Annotated in this window: 13 protein-coding genes; 5 read left to right on the top strand and 8 right to left on the bottom strand. The window is 61.1% G+C overall.

Going from position 1 to position 19,474, the window contains the following annotated elements; all coding sequences use genetic code 11:
• Positions 1 to 6 precede the first annotated feature (6 nt).
• Complete coding sequence (locus AAC850_RS03160) at positions 7 to 315, bottom strand: hypothetical protein (RefSeq protein ID WP_340587156.1); 309 nt, start codon at positions 313 to 315, stop codon at positions 7 to 9.
• Positions 316 to 360: 45 nt separating this feature from the next.
• Complete coding sequence (locus AAC850_RS03155; RefSeq protein ID WP_340587155.1) at positions 361 to 3,237, bottom strand: M16 family metallopeptidase; 2,877 nt, start codon at positions 3,235 to 3,237, stop codon at positions 361 to 363.
• Between the two features lie 167 nt (positions 3,238 to 3,404).
• On the opposite strand from AAC850_RS03155, the gene clpB reads away from it, so the two are divergent.
• The 5 genes from clpB (at position 3,405) to AAC850_RS03130 (ending at position 12,517) form a co-directional block, all read left to right on the top strand.
• Positions 3,405 to 5,984 carry an ATP-dependent chaperone ClpB gene (gene clpB, locus AAC850_RS03150; RefSeq protein WP_340587154.1) on the top strand — a complete coding sequence of 860 codons (2,580 nt, stop codon included), beginning with the start codon at positions 3,405 to 3,407 and terminating at the stop codon, positions 5,982 to 5,984.
• 460 nt (positions 5,985 to 6,444) lie between these two features.
• Entirely contained in the window at positions 6,445 to 10,056 is a 3,612-nt protein-coding gene (locus AAC850_RS03145) for a TonB-dependent receptor domain-containing protein (protein WP_340587153.1), read from the top strand.
• A gap of 195 nt (positions 10,057 to 10,251) precedes the next feature.
• Positions 10,252 to 11,037 carry an SDR family oxidoreductase gene (locus AAC850_RS03140; RefSeq protein ID WP_340587152.1) on the top strand — a complete coding sequence of 262 codons (786 nt, stop codon included), beginning with the start codon at positions 10,252 to 10,254 and terminating at the stop codon, positions 11,035 to 11,037.
• 45 nt (positions 11,038 to 11,082) lie between these two features.
• Positions 11,083 to 11,973: an S-methyl-5'-thioadenosine phosphorylase gene (gene mtnP, locus AAC850_RS03135; protein WP_340587151.1), complete on the top strand. Its 891-nt coding sequence runs from the start codon at positions 11,083 to 11,085 to the stop codon at positions 11,971 to 11,973.
• A gap of 67 nt (positions 11,974 to 12,040) precedes the next feature.
• The gene (locus tag AAC850_RS03130) at positions 12,041 to 12,517 is read left to right on the top strand and encodes a MarR family winged helix-turn-helix transcriptional regulator (RefSeq protein WP_340587150.1); all 477 of its coding nucleotides are present in this window, start codon (positions 12,041 to 12,043) and stop codon (positions 12,515 to 12,517) included.
• Between the two features lie 99 nt (positions 12,518 to 12,616).
• Here the strand turns inward: AAC850_RS03130 and AAC850_RS03125 are convergent, their stop codons facing one another.
• From AAC850_RS03125 to cpaB, 6 genes are all read right to left on the bottom strand, one after another.
• On the bottom strand, positions 12,617 to 13,633 hold the full coding sequence (locus AAC850_RS03125; RefSeq protein ID WP_340587231.1) for a type II secretion system F family protein: 1,017 nt from the start codon (positions 13,631 to 13,633) through the stop codon (positions 12,617 to 12,619).
• Positions 13,634 to 13,655: 22 nt separating this feature from the next.
• Positions 13,656 to 14,627: a type II secretion system F family protein gene (locus AAC850_RS03120; protein WP_340587149.1), complete on the bottom strand. Its 972-nt coding sequence runs from the start codon at positions 14,625 to 14,627 to the stop codon at positions 13,656 to 13,658.
• A gap of 70 nt (positions 14,628 to 14,697) precedes the next feature.
• The gene (locus AAC850_RS03115) at positions 14,698 to 16,005 is read right to left on the bottom strand and encodes a pilus assembly protein CpaE (RefSeq protein WP_340587148.1); all 1,308 of its coding nucleotides are present in this window, start codon (positions 16,003 to 16,005) and stop codon (positions 14,698 to 14,700) included.
• Between the two features lie 4 nt (positions 16,006 to 16,009).
• Positions 16,010 to 16,669, bottom strand: a complete 660-nt coding sequence (locus AAC850_RS03110) for a CpaD family pilus assembly protein (protein WP_340587147.1) — start codon at positions 16,667 to 16,669, stop codon at positions 16,010 to 16,012.
• Between the two features lie 5 nt (positions 16,670 to 16,674).
• A complete protein-coding gene (locus tag AAC850_RS03105; RefSeq protein ID WP_340587146.1) occupies positions 16,675 to 18,288 on the bottom strand; it encodes a type II and III secretion system protein family protein in 1,614 nt (537 codons plus the stop codon).
• Between the two features lie 65 nt (positions 18,289 to 18,353).
• The gene (gene cpaB, locus AAC850_RS03100) at positions 18,354 to 19,448 is read right to left on the bottom strand and encodes a Flp pilus assembly protein CpaB (RefSeq protein WP_340587145.1); all 1,095 of its coding nucleotides are present in this window, start codon (positions 19,446 to 19,448) and stop codon (positions 18,354 to 18,356) included.
• Between the last annotated feature and the right edge of the window lie 26 nt (positions 19,449 to 19,474).

Below are 19,474 nucleotides of genomic sequence, written 5' to 3'. Positions count from 1 at the left end.
TCCCGCCTATCCCTGCCGCTTGGCGGTAAGCGGCATCTTGCCCATCATGCCTGCGTCGATAGTGCCGGTCACATCGTCGCCATCGACCGTGGCTTCGCAATCGAGCGTCATGGGCAGGGGCATCTTCATTTTCATCTTCCAGTTCAGCGTGTTGCCGCTGATCGTGCCGTCATCGATGTCCATCGAACCCAGCGTGCCGTTGAGCGAGCCGGTGAAGCTGTTGCCGCTGGCATCGGGAACCACGGTCATGGTGCCCTTCTGTTCGCCCATCGGGCTGTTGACCACGAAATCATAGGTGCCGCCAACGTCGCTCATAATACTCTCCTGCTTTGTGTTCTTGGTGATCGGCGGGGACTGGCCTTAAAGCGCGTCCGCGTCCCGATAGGTGATGTCCATGCCCAGCGTTTCAAGCTGCGGGTCGATAACCGAACGGTCACCCACCACAACGATCACGAAATTTTCCGGCTGGAGGTAACGCGCAGCTGCGGCATTGATCGCATCGGCATCAATCGCGCGGTAGATATCGGGCAGCCGCGCTTCGTAGCGCAAATCGCGGCCGAGCAACTGATTGCCAAGCAAGGCGCTGCGCACCTGTCCGTTGGTTTCATAACGGTTGGGCAAATTGCGGATATTTCCGTCGGTTACGCGCTGCAGTTCGGTGGCGTCGACCGGGCGGGTGGCGGGGAAGGCCTGCATCTGGTCGAGGATGACGCGGATTGAATCCGCTGTCCTGTCAGCCTGCACCTGCGTACCCACCTGCAGGCGGCGTTGGCCACGTGCTTCGGGGATCGAGGAGCGGATGCCGTAGGTCCAGCCGCGCGTTTCGCGCAGGTCGTTGTTAAGCCGCGAAAGGAAGCCGCTGCCGATCACTTCGTTGGCCAGTTCGAGCGCTTCGAAGCCATCGAAATGTCCAGCGAAGGGGACAAGGCGACCCAGCGTGAGATAGCTCGAGGGTGAATTGGGCCGGTTGACCACCACAAGGCGCGGAGCCGGAGCGGGTGTAGGAGCGTCTATATTCTTGGCAGGCGCGGCGGTTGCCGGAGCTTGCCAGTCGCCGAAGCTGGCTTCGAGCGCGGCGACCAGTTCATCCATCGAGATATCGCCCACTACAGTGATCGATGCGAGGTCGGGACGCATCCACTCGCCGTGTTCTGCGGCAAGATCGCTTGCCTCTATCGTGGCAACCGCATCGGCATCGCCACTGGTGGAAGCATAGGCGTAGGGATGGTTCGCACCATAGACGAGCGGCAGGAAGGCGCGCTGGGCAAGGCCTGCAGGAGAAGCGAGCTGCTGCGCGATGGCGGCCTCGCGCTGCTGGCGCACGCGGGCCACCGCATCGGGCGCAAAGGCCGGATTGCGCACCACATCGGCCATCAGGTCGAGCGAGGGTGCGAGGTTGGCGGACAGTGCGGTGAGCGAGACAATTGAACGGTCGACGCCCGCGCCGGCACTGAGCGATGCGCCCAGCGCCTCCTGCTCCTGCGCGATATCGAGCGCGCTGCGCGTGGTCGTGCCTTCGCTGAGCACGTCGATCATGGTTTCGTGCACGCCAGCCTGTCCGATGGGATCGACCACCGAACCGGCATCGAACACCATCGCAAGCGACACCTGCGGCACGGCCGTGCGGCGCGCGAGGACAACGGGAATGCCGTTCGACAGTGTGGCGCGTTCGACTTGCGGGAAGGTCAATTCGCCAACGGGTGCAGGGGTGGGCAGGGCGCGTTCTGGGCCGGTGCGTGCGACTTCCACGTCGGAGCCGGTATCGGGCTGCGGCGCGGGATTGAGATGTTCGTCACCCCAGCCGCCGAGATTTGCTCCATCCAGCGTGCGTTCGCCCGGAACGACAACCAGAGTGTGGGAGGGGCGTGAGAGCCAGCGCTCCATCGCTTCACGAACCGCTTCGGGTGTCAGCGCCGCCATCTGTTCAAGCTCGTCGCGGAACTGGCCAGCATTGCCGGTATACATCAGGCCCTCGGCCAGGATCATGCCCTTGCCACCGAAATTGCCGACCCGCTCCTGTGCTCCAATCGTGCCGGATACGATCTGCGTGACAGCGCGGTTGATTTCATCCTGCGTCGGGCCTTCGGAGATCATCTTTGCGATCTCGCTTTCGAGCAGTGTGAGCGCCTCTGCATTGTCGACGCCGGTTTTCACGTTCACGCTCGCTTGCAGGAAGCTCAATTGCTCATGCTGTTGCGCATAGGCGAAAACGCTGGTCGCCAGCTCCTCGCCGCGCACCATTGTGTTGTCGAGCCGCGAAGAACTGAGCCCGCCGAGGATCGACATGCCTACCGCCAGCGGCACGGCATCGGGGTGTTCCATGCCGGGGCCGGTCCACGCCTGGTAGATGCGTGCCAGCGGCACCTGGTCGGTGATTTCGCGATATTGCGGTTCGGCCAGTGTCACGGGGCCGGCGTCTGCGGTTTCCACATCGGGGCCGCGCGCGATGTCGCCGAACCAGCGTTCGACCATCGGGCGCGCGGTTGCTGCATCGATATCGCCGGTCAGCGCAAGGACGACATTGTTGGGCCCGTAATTGTCGCGGAACCAAGTCTGCACATCTTCGAGACTGGCGGCGGAAAGGTCTGCCATCGAACCGATGGTGGAATGGCGGTAGGGATGGCCGACCGGCAGCAGCCCGTCGTTCAACAGATAGCTGACAAGACCGTAGGGACCGTTGTCCCCCTGCCGCTTCTCGTTCTGCACCACGGCGCGCTGGTTATCGAGCTTCTCCTGGCTGATCGCGCCGAGCAGATAGCCCATGCGATCGCTTTCCATCATCAGCGCGAGGTCGAGCGCGCCTGTGGGAACCACCTCGACGTAATTGGTGCGGTCGTACCATGTGGAGCCATTGGTGCCGGTCGATCCTGCCGCTTCCAGGGGAACATCGAAATTTTCGACATTCTCGCTGCCGCCAAACATCAGGTGCTCGAACAAATGGGCAAAACCCGTGCGCCCGCGCGGCTCGTGCTTCGATCCGACGCGGTAATAGGTGGTGACGCCGACAAGCGGGCTTTTGCGGTCGGTGTGGATGACCACTTGCAAGCCGTTATCGAGCGTAAAAGTCTCATAGGGAATGCTGACTTCCGCGATCAGCTCGTCCAGCGAAGCAAGTGTGGGCGCGCTCACCTCGGCCTGCGGCACGGCTGCGGGCTGTTGAGCCGTGGTTGTGCAGCCCAGCAAGGCAAGGGCAGTTGCGACGGGTACGAACGGGCGCAGAGCGGCGATGAGTTTCATGAGCAACCTGTTAGCACGACTGCGCGCTGGCGAAAGCCGTTTCGGCGCGCTAGCCTTGGCTGGGCGATTATTTCGACCAAGAGCAGAAATATCGGGTCCGACACCACTTGTGTTGCGCATATGCAACACTATCTGTCACGGGTAATCAGGCAAGGGACCAATAGGGTATGAATCTCGAAAAGTTCACCGACCGGGCACGCGGATTTCTCCAGAGCGCGCAAACCGTGGCTATCCGCAATTCGCACCAACGCATTTCTCCCGAACACATCCTCAAGGCGTTGCTGGAGGATGAAGAGGGCATGGCTGCCGGACTGATCCAGCGCGCCGGTGGGAATCCGGGCGCGGCAGTCCAGCAGGTCGATGCACTGCTGGCAAAGGTGCCTGCAGTCAGCGGGGGCGGGGCGCAACAGACGCCGGGTCTCGATAATGACGCGGTGCGCGTTCTCGATAGCGCCGAACAGGTCGCCCAGAAGGCGGGCGACGAATATGTCACCGTCGAACGCCTGTTGCTGGCGCTGACGCTGGCGAAGGACAGCAAGGCGGGCAAGGCTCTCGCTGATGCGGGGCTGACAGCGCAGGCGCTCAACACGGCGATCAACGAACTGCGCGGCGGCAAGACGGCGGACAGCGCCAACGCCGAGGCATCCTATGATGCAATGAAGAAGTATTCGCGCGACCTGACGCAGGCTGCGCGCGACGGCAAGCTCGACCCCGTGATTGGACGCGACGAAGAAATCCGCCGCGTCATCCAGATCCTTGCGCGGCGCACCAAGAACAATCCCGTCGTCATCGGCGAACCCGGCACCGGCAAGACCGCGATTGCCGAAGGACTCGCGCTGCGCATTGCCAATGGCGATGTACCCGACAGCCTGAAGGATCGCCGCCTGATGGCGCTCGATCTCGGATCGATGATTGCCGGCGCGAAGTATCGCGGCGAGTTCGAGGAACGGCTGAAGTCCGTATTGGACGAGGTGAAAGGTGCCGATGGCGAGATCATCCTATTCATCGACGAAATGCACACGCTGATCGGCGCGGGCGCGAGCGAAGGCAGCATGGATGCCTCCAATCTGCTCAAGCCCGCCCTGGCACGCGGCGAACTGCACACGATCGGCGCGACCACGCTCGATGAATACCAGAAATATGTCGAAAAGGACGCGGCCCTCCAGCGGCGCTTCCAGCCGGTATTCGTTGATGAACCGAGCGTGGAAGACACGGTCTCGATCCTGCGCGGCATCAAGGAAAAGTACGAATTGCATCACGGCGTGCGCATCACCGATGGTGCGATCGTGGCTGCGGCGCAGCTTTCCGAACGCTACATCACAGACCGCTTCCTGCCCGACAAGGCGATCGACCTGATGGACGAGGCGGCGAGCCGCATCCGCATGGAAGTGGAGAGCAAGCCCGAGGAAATCGAAACGCTCGACCGGCGCATCATCCAGCTCAAGATCGAGGAATCGGCGCTGGCAAAGGAAAACGACCAGGCGAGCAAGGACCGGCTCCACGCCCTGCGCGAAGAGCTCGCCAACCTCGAACAGCAATCCTCCGAACTGACCACGCGCTGGCAGAACGAGCGCGACAAGATCCATGCCGAGGCCAAGATCAAGGAAGACCTCGACGCGGCGCGGATCGAACTGGAGCAGGCGCAGCGCGCTGGCGATCTCGCCAAGGCGGGCGAGCTTTCCTACGGCAAGATCCCCGAACTGGAAAAGGCGCTTGCCGCAGCCGAGGACACGACCGAGAACGCGCTCCTGCGCGAGGAAGTGACCGAGGACGACATCGCCTCTGTCGTTGCCCGCTGGACCGGCATCCCGATGGAAAAGATGCTCGAGGGCGAGCGCGACAAGCTCCTCAAGATGGAAGACGTCCTGTCCAAGCGTGTGATCGGGCAGGAAAAGGCGATCAATTCGGTGTCCAAGGCCGTGCGCCGTGCGCGTGCCGGATTGCAGGATCCCGGCCGCCCGCTGGGCAGCTTCCTGTTCCTCGGCCCGACCGGCGTCGGCAAGACCGAACTGACCAAGGCGCTCGCATCGTTTCTGTTCGACGATGACCACGCCATGGTCCGCATCGACATGAGTGAGTTCATGGAGAAGCATTCGGTCGCCCGCCTGATCGGCGCGCCTCCGGGCTATGTCGGCTATGAAGAAGGCGGCGTGCTGACCGAGGCTGTGCGACGCAGGCCTTACCAGGTCGTGCTGTTCGACGAGGTCGAGAAAGCGCATGGCGACGTGTTCAACGTGCTGTTGCAGGTGCTTGACGATGGCCATCTGACCGACGGACAAGGCCGCAAGGTCGATTTCTCCAACACGCTCATCATCCTGACATCGAATCTGGGCAGCCAGTTCCTCTCGAACCTCGGCGACGACCAGAAGGTGGAGGATGTCGAGGAGCAGGTGATGGATGTGGTGCGCGGTCATTTCCGCCCCGAATTCCTCAACCGGCTGGACGAGATCATCCTGTTCCACCGATTGGCGATGGAGCACATGGCGCCGATCGTCGATATCCAGGTGTCGCGCGTGCAGAAACTGCTCAAGGATCGAAAGATCGAACTCGACCTGACCGACGGTGCGCGCAAATGGCTGGGCCGCGTCGGCTATGATCCCGTGTATGGCGCAAGGCCGCTGAAGCGTGCGGTGCAGCGCTACTTGCAGGATCCGTTGGCCGAGATGTTGCTGGCGGGCGAAGTGCCCGATGGCAGCACGGTCGAGATCGACGAAGGCGATGGAGAATTAAAGATGGTTGTAAGCTGATAACGCTGCAACTTTGGTAGAATCGGAAAGGGCGGGTGAAACTCCGCCCTTCTTCGTGCCGGCAAGGATTTTGCTGACAGAGCGAGCAGGATCGAGCCCCGCAAGTGGCCCACGCGAAACGAAGAACGCGCGCAGCGACCATCGACAGAGCGGAAATCCCATCCTCACGAAATTTTCAGGTAGCGCGATGCAACCTACACGAAATTTTTGGCCAAAATCATCGACATTCACCAGTGTGTGAATTTAGTCACAGACTAAACCAAATCGGGTCATTGTGCCGCCATAGTAGGCGATGGCGTTTTGACATGGGGCGGAGCCTATTGCACGAAGCGTCATCCAGCGTTGCGGACTGTGCTGCTTACTCCAGTACACCGTCCGCTTCCCGCAAAGCAGCAAAGATAGTTGCCGTGGGCGCGCTGAATAATTTGTGAATTCGACTTTCTAAGGTGGACGGGAAAACATGAAAAATCTTCGTAGAACTGCCCTGACGGGTCTGGCGATCTCTGTATCGGCCGGCGCGCTTCTCGCAGGTGGTGCGGCATTCGCGCAGGACGCGGCGGAAGCTACCGGCGTTACGAACAACGATCCTGACGAGCAGGTGGTTGTCGATGTCGACGACACCGGCGCACAGGGTGCCAATGAAGAAGGTAGCATTGTTGTTACCGGTTCGCGTGTTCGCCGTGCTGACACCTACTCCAGCACTTCGCCGCTTCAGGTTCTTGATACCGAAGCCGCTCGCGACGTTGGTGAATTCGATGCCGCGCAGATCCTGCAGCGCTCGGAAGCTGCTGCCGGCCAGCAGATCGACGCCACCTTCCAGGGCTTCGTTTTGGACAATGGCCCGGGTTCGCAGACTCTCAACCTTCGTGGCCTGGGTGCGAACCGTACGCTTCTTATGATCAACGGTCGCCGCCTCGCACCTGCTGGTGTGGAAGGCGCGCCGACCAGCCCGTCGATCAACCTCCTCCCGTCCTCGCTGATCGAGCGCTACGACCTGCTGCTCGACGGTGCATCGTCGGTTTACGGTTCGGACGCCGTTGCCGGTGTGGGTAACGTTATTCTGCGCACCGACATTGACGGTTTTGAACTGTTCGGTTCGGGCAGCGTCAATCCCGATGGCGGCGGCGATGACTACACAGTCAGCGGCGCATGGGGCACCACCTTCGATCGCGGCTTCTTCGGCATCGGTGCCGAATACGCTTATCGTGACGAGATCAAGCTCAGCGATCGCGAATGGTTCAACGGTTGCCGTACCGATTATGAAATCACCAACCAGGGCGATATCCGACGCATTGGCGTTTCCGATCGCGCCATCCTGGAAAACCAGACCGGCGGTGCTATCAGCATCCCCAACAACGAATGTGTGCTGACGGGCTTCACCGGTCGTATCTTCCAGACCAACAGCTTCGGCGGTTCGGCCTACTATGTCGGTCCAGGCGGCAGCAACTACCCCGGTTTCCCGGATTTCCCCTATGCCGACTCGTCGAACGCTTTCGGTGCCCAGCTTGACCGTGATGGCGACGGTATCCGTGATATCGACTTCTACGACTTCAACACGAACGGTACGAACCTCGAGCAGTCGTTCATCACGCAGCAGAAGCTGTATAACGTGATGGCTTACGGTGAATATTCGCTCGGCGGTGAAATGAACATCACGCCGTTCTTCGAAGCGCTCTACAGCCGCGCCGAGGTGTTTTCGGACAATACCGGCTCGCCGAGCATCTTCCCGTCGGTGCCTGACCTCAACCCGTTCAACCCCTGTAATATCGACACGAATCCGAACGGTGTTGACTGTCGTTTGCTGGATAACTTCCAGGCCGATACTTTCGGCGACCTTAACGGGACCAGACCTGGTTCGTTCGATGTCTACGCAGCACCGGGCGTTCCCTTCGGTCGTGGTAACTACGGCATGTCGCTGCCGGTTGACGCAAATGCGCAGATCCGCGGTGACCGTAACAACCAGGACGTGACGCAGGAACAGTATCGCGGCGTGCTCGGTGTGCGCGGTGACCTGCCGTTCTTTGGCGATTCCTGGAGCTTCGAGGTTTCCGGCGTCTATTCGCGTTCGGAAGGCCGCTCCATCCGTCGCGGTATTCGCGAGGACCGCCTGGCCTATTCGCTGGGTATTGATCCCACCGCCGACTTCGACGGTGACGGCGTGGCCGACAACAATGGCGACGGCATCGCTGACGACTACGACAACAACTACGAAGTATTCGGCCAGCCACTTGTCAACATCGGCGACAGCCGGGATGGTGGGACGCGTCCGGGCGCGAACTTCGTCGGCGACGATCCGCGCTACATCGGTCCGTGCGGCACCCTGTCTAACCCGAACCTGGCCGCGCCAGACCTCGTGCAGGGCTGTGTTCCGGTCAATCTCTTCGCAGACAGCATCTTCCAGCTGCCCTTTGGCGATTTTGCCAGCCAGGCGGAGCGGGATTATCTGTTCGGTGTCCGTCAGGTCGACACGACTTACGAGCAAATCGTCCTTTCGGCCTACGCCACCGGCGATCTGGTCGAGCTGCCCGCCGGTCCGCTTGCAGTCGTACTCGGTGGTGAATTCCGCCACGACAGCATCTCGACGGTCCCGGATATCAGCGCCTTCAACGGTCTGTTCTTTGGCTTCTTCCGTGACTTCGGCACGAATGGCGACAAGTACATTGTCGAAGCATTCGGTGAACTCAACGTCCCGGTTTTCGACAGCGATTTCTGGGGTGAATTCAACGTCAATGCTGCAGGACGTGTAAGCGAAGAAGAGTTCTACGGAACAGCTGGTACTTACTCGCTCAAGGCCGATTGGCGCCCCGTGCCTCAGGTTCTGTTGAAGGCAACCTATGGTACCTCTTTCCGTGCTCCGAACCTTCGCGAGAACTTCCTGGGCGGCATCACCGGATTCACAACCGTTGGTGACCCGTGCGCCGTTCCGGCAGCGGCCTTCCAGCCTCTGGCCAGTGCTGATCGCCCGGCTGGTTATCAGGCCGATCTCGATACGCGCGATGCAGCGCTGCTCGCGATTTGCCGTGATGAAGGTCGCGATCCCACGCGTGTTGGTATCAGCCCTGCGGGTACCAACACTATTGGTGCAAGCAGCATCGAAGTGGCGAACCGTGGTACTCTTGATCTCGATCCGGAAACCTCGAAGTCGTTTACGACCGGTGTTGCGGTAGCGGAAAACTTCGGCAACTTCGACGTGTCGTTCAACTTCAACTACTACTCGATCATCGTCGAGGGCTCGATCGCCGAACTTTCGGCTCAGTTCACGGTCAATGATTGTTACGACACGACCGACGTTACGCTGACACCCGCAGGTGAATTGCCGGCGAGCTACGATCGCAGCATCTACTGTGACCAGCTGGTTTATTCGGGTGGGCGTCAGCTTATCACGCAGGCCTTCCCGCTGTTCCTGAACCAGGACAAGGAAACAGTCCGCGGAATCGATATCAACGCCAGCTTCGGTTACGAAGTGCCGCTCGGCGGTGATATCCTTGATCTTGGATTGACCCTGCAGGCCAACCACCTGATCGAACGCAGCACGTTGTTCATCCTTGATGACGAGGAAGATTTCGATGACTTCACCGGCGAATTCGGCTTCCCCGAATGGACTGGTCGTGCGATCGCTTCCGTCGGCTACGGTCCGGTGACCTTGACCTGGCAGACTCGCTGGATCGGTGAAACCGAGCAGCAGGCCAGTGGCATCGATCCGCTAAGCGACGCCTTCGGTCGTGGCCCCGATGGCCAGCCTACCGGCGTGATCGGTGACACGTGTCTGGGTAACGGTTCGGGTTCCAACGATCCCGCAACCGGTGCCTTCATTCCGAACGGCGTCGTCGAGGGCGATGGCGTGTTCTGCCGCGATATTGGCTTTGCGGACGATTACTTCGTCCACAACGCGTCGATCCGGTACAACTTTAACGAGTTGATGACTTTGCGCCTCGGCGTGTCGAACATCTTCAATACGGCTCCGCCGCTTGTCGATGGCACCGAAGTGTTCAGCGTCAACAACGTTCCGATCGGCAATGGCTACGATCTTGACGGCCGTGAGTTCTTCGGATCGCTCAGCGTGCGCTTCTGATCCTCACGTTCCGCAAGGGACTGACAAGAAAAGGCCCCGCGACTTCAGTTGCGGGGCCTTTTTCTTTGCCGAGGCGAAGACCGGGCATCTTATCACTGGAGCGAAGGCTGCTCGCTTGACCGGGCGCAGGCGAACGGTAGGACCGTGCAGTGAAACCCACGCGCCATATTCGTGGCGCAGGATCGAGGAAGAAGCATGATTATCGACAAAACTGTCTGTGCCATCGTCACCGGGGCAGCATCCGGTCTTGGTGAAGCCACCGCCCGCGCTCTGGCAGCCAAGGGTGCGAAGGTCGCCATATTCGACATGAACAAGGAAGGCGCGGAAAAAGTTGCCGCTGACATCGGCGGCGTAGCCTGCGTGGTCGACGTCACCGACGAGGCATCGGTCGATGCAGGTCTCGCCAAGGCACGCGAAGCGCATGGCCAGGAGCGGGTGCTGGTGAATTGCGCCGGCATCGCACCGGCCGCCAAGCTGGTGCGCCGCGACCGTGAAACGGGCGAGATCAGCCACCACCCGGTCGACGCCTTTCGCAAAGCGGTTGAAATCAATCTCGTCGGCACGTTCCAGTGCATGGCGAAGTCGGCAGCGGGCATGATCACGTTAGACCCGGTCGGCGATCATGGCGAGCGCGGCTGTATCGTGAATACGGCTTCAGTCGCCGCCGAAGACGGCCAGATCGGTCAGGTTGCCTATGCCGCATCCAAGGCGGGGGTGAAGGGCATGACCCTGCCGGTCGCGCGCGACTTGATGAGCGAAGGTATCAGGGTCAACGCCATCATGCCCGGCATATTCCGCACGCCGATGCTTGCCGGCTTGCCGGAAAAAGCGCAGGCGGCGCTGTCCCAGGCTGTACCTTTCCCCAAGCGGCTCGGAGATCCGGAAGAATATGCCAGCCTGGTGTGCTTCATGGTCGAAAACGGTTATTTCAACGGGGAATGCGTGCGGCTCGACGGAGCAATCCGGATGCCGCCGAAGTAATCTGCGACGCTTCAGGTTGACAGGGCAACACGGGGAGGGCTGGCAATGGCCAAGGCATGGCATATCGGCGTAATCGGCGGATCGGGCCTTTACGAACCGGGAGCATTGGAAGACGCACAGGAAATTCCGGTGGCAAGCTCTTTCGGCGAGCCATCGGGTCCCGTCACCACGGGTCGCATCGGATCGGTGCAGTTCTCCTTCATCGCGCGCCACGGCGCCGGTCACCGCCTGGCACCCGGCCATGTGAATTACCGTGCCAACATCGATGCGCTTAAGCGCTGCGGCATTACCGATGTGCTCGCAATTTCCGCGATCGGCAGCCTAAAGGAGGAATATGCTCCTGGAGATTTTGTCGTTGTAGATCAACTGATTGACCGCACTGCAGGCCGAGAGCGTAGCTTCTTTGGCGACGGTATCGTCGCGCATGTGCCGCTTGCCGATCCGGTCTGCCCGAGGCTTTCGAAACTGGCGGGCAAGGCTGCTGACAAGGCTGGTGCAAAGGTGCACCAGAGCGGCACATATGTCGCTATAGAGGGGCCACAGTTCTCGACCCGCGCAGAGAGCAATATTTACCGCGATTGGGGGGCGGATGTGATCGGCATGACCGCCATGCCTGAAGCGCGGCTCGCCCGAGAAGCCGAGCTGCCCTATGCGCTGGTCGGCATGGTGACCGATTATGATTGCTGGCGCGAACCGGATGGTGACGTCGATGTTTCCGACATCATCAAGACCATGACAGCCAATTCCAAAAAGGCTCGCGCCCTGCTAGCCGAATTCGCCGCTGGCCTGCCCAAACAGCGCAAGGCGAGTGCCATCGATACAGTGCTGGATACTGCGATCATCACGCCGCGCGAGCATTGGGACATAGCGTCACGTGCGAGGTTGGATGCTGTCGCCGGGCGTTTGGTGAATCTGTTGAACGAAAGCAAGGATTAGCGCGCCGGGACGATCCCGAACCGCATAAACTTGCAAATTTGCGCAAAGTTCAACAAAGTGATTTCTTATGCAACCGACAAGTGCCCTATCCCGCTTCTTGCCCTACCAGCTATCGCTGGCCTCGAATGCGGTCAGTGGCCGCATCGCGATGGAATATCGCCAGCGCTGGGGGCTGAGCATCCCCGAATGGCGGGTCATGGCGGTGCTGGGCGATTCCGGCGCGCGGACGCAGCGCGACCTGACCAAGCGGACCTTGATGGACAAGGTGGCGGTCAACCGCGCGTGCAAGGTGCTGGAAGATCGGGACCTTGCAAGGCGCACTCCGAACGAACAGGACGGCCGCTCGCACCTGCTTGAATTGACCGATGCCGGACGGGTCATGCACTCCGAAATCATGCCGCTCGCACTCGAGATGGAGCGCCAGCTTTTTACCGGGTTCTCTCCGGAAGAATTGCAACTCTTCCGCACCTTGCTGGAACGTGCCCGCTTGCAGGCGGAAGGTCTTGCCGAAGATGATCTTTCGGGCACTTACGGCGTGCGCTGAACGCTAGGCGCTCTGTATAATCGAGCGGCCAGTTAAGAGAAAACCCCGCGCGGCGTATGGCCGCGCGGGGTTTTCTGCATTCGGGTACCTGGTCTTGTCCTAGCCGGTGCTTCCAGGACCGTCGCCAGAGAAGGCGTCGGCGATGGAACAGGCTGCCGGGCCAAGGATCACGATGAACAGAACCGGCAGGATGAACAGGATCAGCGGCACGGTCATGATCGCGGGCAGGCGAGCTGCCTTTTCCTCGGCGCGCATCATGCGCTCGTTGCGGAATTCGGCAGACAGCACGCGCAGGGCAGATGCCAGCGGCGTACCGTAACGCTCGGTCTGGATCATCGTTGTCACCACGCCGCGCACGGCTTCCAGATCAACGCGATAGGCGAGGTTTTCGAAGGCCTGGCGACGTTCTGTCAGGAACGAAAGTTCGATCGCGGTAAGCGCAAATTCCTCGCCCAGCTCGGGATAGGCCCGGCCCAGTTCGCGAGCAACGCGGTTGAACGCGGCGTCCACGGTAAGACCGGCTTCGGCGCAGATCACCAGCAGGTCGAGCGCGTCGGGCAGACCCTTCTGGATCAGCTTGGTGCGCTTGTTCGAAATATTCTTCAGATACAGTTCCGGCCCCTTGTAGCCCGCGATCACGAGGGCTGCGAACGCCATGAACCGCTTGAAGCTGCCCCATTCGGGGAAGGTTTCCGTCCAGTAGAACAGGACCACGCCCAGCAAGCCCAGCGCGACCGGCAGAACCATGCGCGCAAAGATGATGACGACTGCCATTTCCTTGTTGCGGAAACCGGCCTGTGCGAGCTTTTGCTGCACGTCCTTGACCTGGCTTTCCTGGAGGACCTTCATGCCCTCCAGCGTGTCTTTCATCTTCTCGGTCGTATCGGTCTTACGCACCAGGCTCTGGCGCTTCTTGGTGCTCTGGGTGAGCATCCCCGATTTGAGTTCGTTGCGACGGTCGTTGAGCGCTTTCACACGCTTTGCCATCGGGTCTTTCACCGTGACGGCCGCGTAGATGGCCAGCAGCACGGCTGCGGCGGCCATCCCGGCGAAGATCGATCCAACAAGGATCACATCCACGCCGAGAAGCTTGGGACCGGTAGATTGAGCGATCAAATAGAACATCAGTTTTCCCCGCTCAGATCTCGAAGCTGACCATTTTGGCCATGATGAAGGCGCCGATGCTCATCCACACGAGCCCGAACAGGCCGGTGACGATGAGGCGATCGTCTTCGAAGAAGCCGCCGATATAGCTCGGGTTGATCCAGTAGATCATGCCGAACACGATGAAGGGCAGCGCGCCAACGATGTAGGCGGAAGCTTTCGATTCCGAGCTCATCGCCTTGATCTTCAGCTTCATCTGCGCGCGCTTGCGCAGCACATCGGCAAGGTTGGACAGCGTTTCGGCCAAATTACCACCTGTCTCGCGCTGGATGGCCAACGTGATGACGAAGAACTGGAATTCCGCCGTGCCCAGCTTGTCAGCCGTTTCCTGCAACGATTCTTCCATCGTGCGGCCGATCTTGATGCGTTCGACCACAGAGCGAAATTCGATACCGACCGGGCCGGGCACTTCCTGTCCGACGACAGAGAGGGTTTCGGCCACGGGCAGGCCCGAACGCAGGCCGCGAACCAGCAGCTCGATGGCGTCAGGAAACTTGGAGTTGAACTGGTTGGTCCGGCGCTTGATGAAATGGCCCACGATCAGGTGCGGGAAGCCCGCGCCGATCAGGATGCCCACGCCGAGCGAAAGCATGGCTCCGCCGGTCTGGAAGTAGAGCAGGGCAGCAATGGCCAGCGTCAGTCCCAGCGAAGCATAGAGATACTGCTGGACCGACCAGCCCATGCCGGTGCGGTTCAGCCGGACTGCCAGTGCATCCATGCGCGAGCCGGAGCCGGCCACGGCATGTTTCTTGGGTTTGCGCGCGGCGATCGCCTTCTTCAGCTGGCTTTCGACCTTGTCGGTCGTGCTTTCCGAGTGGCGATAGCGAACCGCTTGCAGGCGGCGCTGGCTTTCCTTGCCTGGCGATGTCCCGGTGAACAAAGAATAGCCCAGGATCATCAATCCCAGCAGGCCACCGGCCAGAAGCACGAGCTGTATGATGGTCATGGTCCGCCTTCTCTAAATACTTGCGTCAATGGGCTAGTCGGGGGGCAGGGCAGGCCTGCCCCCTGAACATTCAGTCGACAGGTTGCGCTGCAGCTTCTTTCGATTTGGCCTTTTTGGCTCCGCTGCCAAGCAGCGACTTCAGATCGAACTTGCCGAGCATGGAAGACTGTTTGCCGCCTTCTTCAAGGCTTGCACCGTCATCTTCGCTTACGCCCACGATCGTCTTTGCGATCTCGCGCAGCGGAGCAACCGTGCGCGAACCCTTGTTCGCTTCGATGAAGGTCTGGCCCAGCTTGGCGGCGTTGACTGCTGCCTTCTGGTCAAGACTGATCTGGAAGTTGATCTTGCGTTCGATCGAGGCTTCGAAATCGGCCTTGCTGATTTCGGCAGCGCCCGACTGCATCTTGTTACAGACGATCATCGGGTGCGCGCCAGGCGCGTTCTGCTTGAGCCACGAAAGGATGCGGATCGTGTCACGCGCCGATGCCAGTGTGAGCTCGGTGACAAGCGTCACCACGTTCACTTCGGTCAGCAGGTGCGGGAAATTGATCAGCATATTGCGCGGCAGATCGATTACGGTCATGTCGAATGCCTGGCGGAACTCTTCCTCGAGCTGCACGAAGGCGGTGCCATCGGTCATCAGCGGAGAGTTTATCGGCGCTTCGGCAGACATGATCGCGAGGTTGTCGTTCGCACGGATCATGGCGCGTTCGATGAACAGGCCATCGATACGGCTCGGGTTGTCGATCGCATCGGTCAGGCCGCGGCCCGGCTCGAGATCGAGCGACAGCGCGCCAGTCCCGAAATGCACGTCGAGGTCGAGCAGTGCGGTCGAACGTTCGTGTTCGATCGAGAACAGCCATGCCAGCGACGTGGCAAGGGTGGAGGCGCCAACGCCGCCACGGGTGCCGACAATCGCGGTTGCCACATGTTCGTGCTCACCATCACCCTCATTGCCACCGCGCGGAGCGGAGAACACGGCCTGGGCCTGAGTGAGCGAATCGCGCAGCTGGTTGGCCGAAAGCGGCTTGAGCAGGTAGTCGTGAATGCCACTCGCGATAAGGTCGCGATAGAGGCGCACGTCGTTCACCTGGCCGACAGCGATCACCACGGTTCCGGGTTCGCAAACCTCGGCAAGCGCGTTGATATCGTTCAGCGGATCACCGCTTTCGGACAGGTCGACCATCAGGATGGCAGGGCTGGCCGAGATCGACAGGGACTGGACTGCGTTACGCAGGCCACCCTTGTTGCACTTCTCGGGCTGCCAGCCCATTTCGATAACCACCGGACGCAGCGCATCGAGGGCACCTTCGTCGCAAATGTAGGCGGAGAACGGCTCGCGATTGCCGAGCGGTCCGGGTTTCCACTGTGCACTCATCGGATTAGTCCCCCTCGGACGATACTTCAGGCAAGTTGCTGCCACCGCCACCGGTAGGCTGCGCATTGCGATAGGAATCGATGGCACGGTTCGAAGTCATGACCACCGTTTCGCCGGAGCCGCTGGCTCCGTTGAGCAGGTGTTCAGGATCCGCCACCATCGCGGCGATGTTGCTGTTCACCGCACAGCCGAAGCCGGGTGAAGTCTGGTTTCCCTGCTCGATGCCGTAACGGTTTTCCCAGTTCGGGCATCCCGGAACATGCGCCATGGAGCGCGTTACGACCACGCGGACATTGCCGGGGTTGACGTAACCTTCGGTCACCGGAGCGACATCGCTCAGGAGGATGCCGAAGCGGCTGGCAACGGCGGCAACATCTTCGCGCACGGCCGGGCTCATCGCCGGGTCGTCCACGGAAATGCGGTCGCCATAACGGAGGTCGAGCGTTTCGAACCAATCGGCAAGGCGGGCCTGTTCGGGCACCGTCAGGCCGCCAGCAACGCTGGCGAGGTCAAGCGTGTAGTTGCTGCGCTCGACAACCGGCTGGTTGACCGAATTGAGCGACATGTTCTGCGGGCCTTCGTTCAGTGTCCCGCAGGCAGAGAGGCCGAAGCCGAGCGAGAGCGCCAGGGCCGTTGCGGCAAGTCGTTTGTTACGATTAGTCATGGCGATCACTCTCCACTGTCGAAGCTGAAGCCGGGCAGCGGGGCTGCGGCGGCGGTTTGGGTAGCGGCACCCCGGGGGGCTTCACCGCTCGCAAGCGAAGTGCCGTTCTGCTGGGTCATGCTCAGGTCCGGACCGTTCGGGCCGGGATTTGCAGGACGCGGCATAGGGCGACTGCCACCTGTGACGCCGTCGGTTTCCTGGCCCATCAGGAACTGCGCAGCAGCATCGGGCACGTTGAAACCATCGGTTGGCAGGCGAATGTCACGGTCGTTGACCGGGCGAACCAGGTACGGCGTGACCACGATCACCAGCTCGGTTTCGTTGCGCTGGAAATCGCTCGAGCGGAACAAATTGCCGATGATCGGCAGGTCGCCGACGCCGGGAAGCTGGTCGATGGTCTGCTGCGCGTTGTTCTGCAGCAGTCCGGCGATCATGAAGCTTTCGCCCGAGCCCAGTTCCACCGTCGTTTCCGCGCGGCGGATGGTCAGTGCCGGGATCTGGAAGCCGTTGAGCGTCACCGCTCCCTGGCTCGACAGTTCGGACACTTCGGGGCGAACGCGCATCGAGATGCGGCCATTGGCCAGCACGATCGGCGTGTAAGCAAGGCTGACACCGAAATTCTTGTACTGGATCGTGGTCGTGCCCAAGCCCTGGCTCAGCGGGATCGGGAATTCGCCGCCAGCAAGGAATTCGGCGGTTTCGCCCGAAAGCGCGGTCAGGTTCGGCTGCGCCAGCGTGGTCACCAGACCGCGGCGTTCGCCAAGGTCAAGTGCGCCACCGATATCGAGACCGAGGAATTCGCCGAGGAAACCAAGCGTTGTCCCAGGCGAAATGCCTGTAATGGAGCTTGCCGTTTCCTCGATGAATTGCTGGTTGTTTGCACCAACCGGCAGAAGCGGGTTGAAGTTCGGGTTGGGAGCAAAGCCAGTGATCGAAGTCGGACCGACCCCAAGGCCATTTGCACGCCCGAATGAAGGTGTGCGACCCTGTGCAACGCCGAACTGGAAGCCATCGGTGCTGTCGATAGTCGCGATGTTCGAACCGATGGTGCGAACCAGCGAGCGGCTGACTTCGGCGAAGCGCACGCGCAGGTTGACCTGCAGCGGCGTTGCCATGCGAAGGCGCGAGATGACATTGGTCTGGTCACCCGTGAAGGCCTGGACAAGGCGCTCTGCCTCGGCAGCGTCTTCAGGCGCGGCGACCGTGCCGGTCAGCAGCACGGTGTTGCTGCCCATGGTCGCGACCGAGATATTGGCCTGCGGCATGGCGTGACCCAGAAGCTGGTCGATGCTGTCGATGTTCGAACCGACGCGGACATTGGCCGACCAGATGATATCGCCGGCAGCGTTGCTGGCGTAGATCGTGGTTTCACCGCCCGACAGTCCGAAGACATACAGCTGGCGCTGCGACTTCACCTGGACATCGGCAACCGATTCGTTGGAGATGAAGATGTCGGCCATGTTGCCGGGCACCGTCACCAGCTCGCCGCGACCGATCGACAGGACAAGATCCTGTGCCGGGCGGACGGACTGGGCCTGGGCCGGGGCTGCCGGCACCAGTGCCAGCGGCGCAAGGGCAACTGCGGCACTCATTACAGTCTTGATAAGACGACTGGTCATAGTCTTGCCTTTCGGAGCGATTCCGGTGGAAGTCTGGGTTCGTGTGTGAATGCTGTTCATGGCGATCACCGCAGGGTCGTCATGCCGACGGGAGCGACGCGCCCGGCAGTGCCCATGGCGCCGGCCTGACGGTCGAGCAGCGCGCCTGCGCCACGATCGACCGCTTCAACCGACATCCGGTTGCCACGGCTCACGCGGACGGTCGGGCCCGAAGGTACGGCCGGTCCGGCGACGACAGGGGCGCCTCCAGCCTGCTGTACAGCAGGTGCTGCTCCGCGTGATGGTACGGTGCTGCGCTGGAAGCGCGATACATCGCCGCCGGTCACGAAAGTGGTACCACCTTCACCCGGACGGGAGACAGCGTTGCGGAGCAGCGCCTCCTCTTCTTCCGCCGTGGCGTTTGCAGGCAATTCGATATCGCCCGAGGCAATGGCACGTTCGAGTTCGGACTGGTTGTCGGCAATCGAGCGCAGCGCGAGGCTGATCGTACCGATGGTCTGCGCGACCGAGATCTTCTCGGCGATGCGCGGTGTCACCTCGAGCGTCACCGTACGGAAGGCGCGGACAACGGTACGGCCGTCTTCAGTGGTGGTCGTTTCGGTCGACTGGTCGGTCGCGAGAACGCGCAGGTTCGTCAGGATAGTCTCGGCAGTCTGCAGAGCCTGGCGATCTTCACCTTCACCCTGGACCGACTGGGTCAGCATCATGTCCACGCGGTCACCCGGGAAGACAAAGCCGGCCACACCCGTACGGGCGGACACAGGGACGGTCACGGCACGCATGCCCGGGCCAAGCGCTGCGGCCAGGAAGCCGCGATCACCGGGTGCGACGAGCGAACCCTGGGTCACTGGCTCACCTGCAGTCATCGGATGACGCACAACGGTGCCGAGCAACTGGTCCATATCGGCTTCACCGTCGATGAAATAGGCGTCTTGCACCAATTCCTGCGGCCAGAGCTGATATGCCACGGCATCGGCCGTGATGATGGTGCCAACCGGCAGGCTGCGCTTGGCAACCAGCACCTTGGGGCCTTGCGGCTCCACTTCGGCGGCTTCGACTTCGGGAGCTGCCGCGCCTGCGAACATGCTCCGGGCAGCAAGAGCGGTACCGATCGCTACGATCAGTGCTCCTACCAGCAGGATGAGCTTCTTCTTGTCCATGGTGCGTCAAGCCCCCTTAGTTGGAT

The organism is Erythrobacter alti (assembly GCF_037996805.1).
In the GTDB taxonomy this organism is placed as follows: Bacteria; Pseudomonadota; Alphaproteobacteria; order Sphingomonadales; family Sphingomonadaceae; genus Alteraurantiacibacter; species Alteraurantiacibacter alti.
Note: the sequence above shows the minus strand (reverse complement) of the source record. Positions and strands in the feature narration are given on the sequence as shown.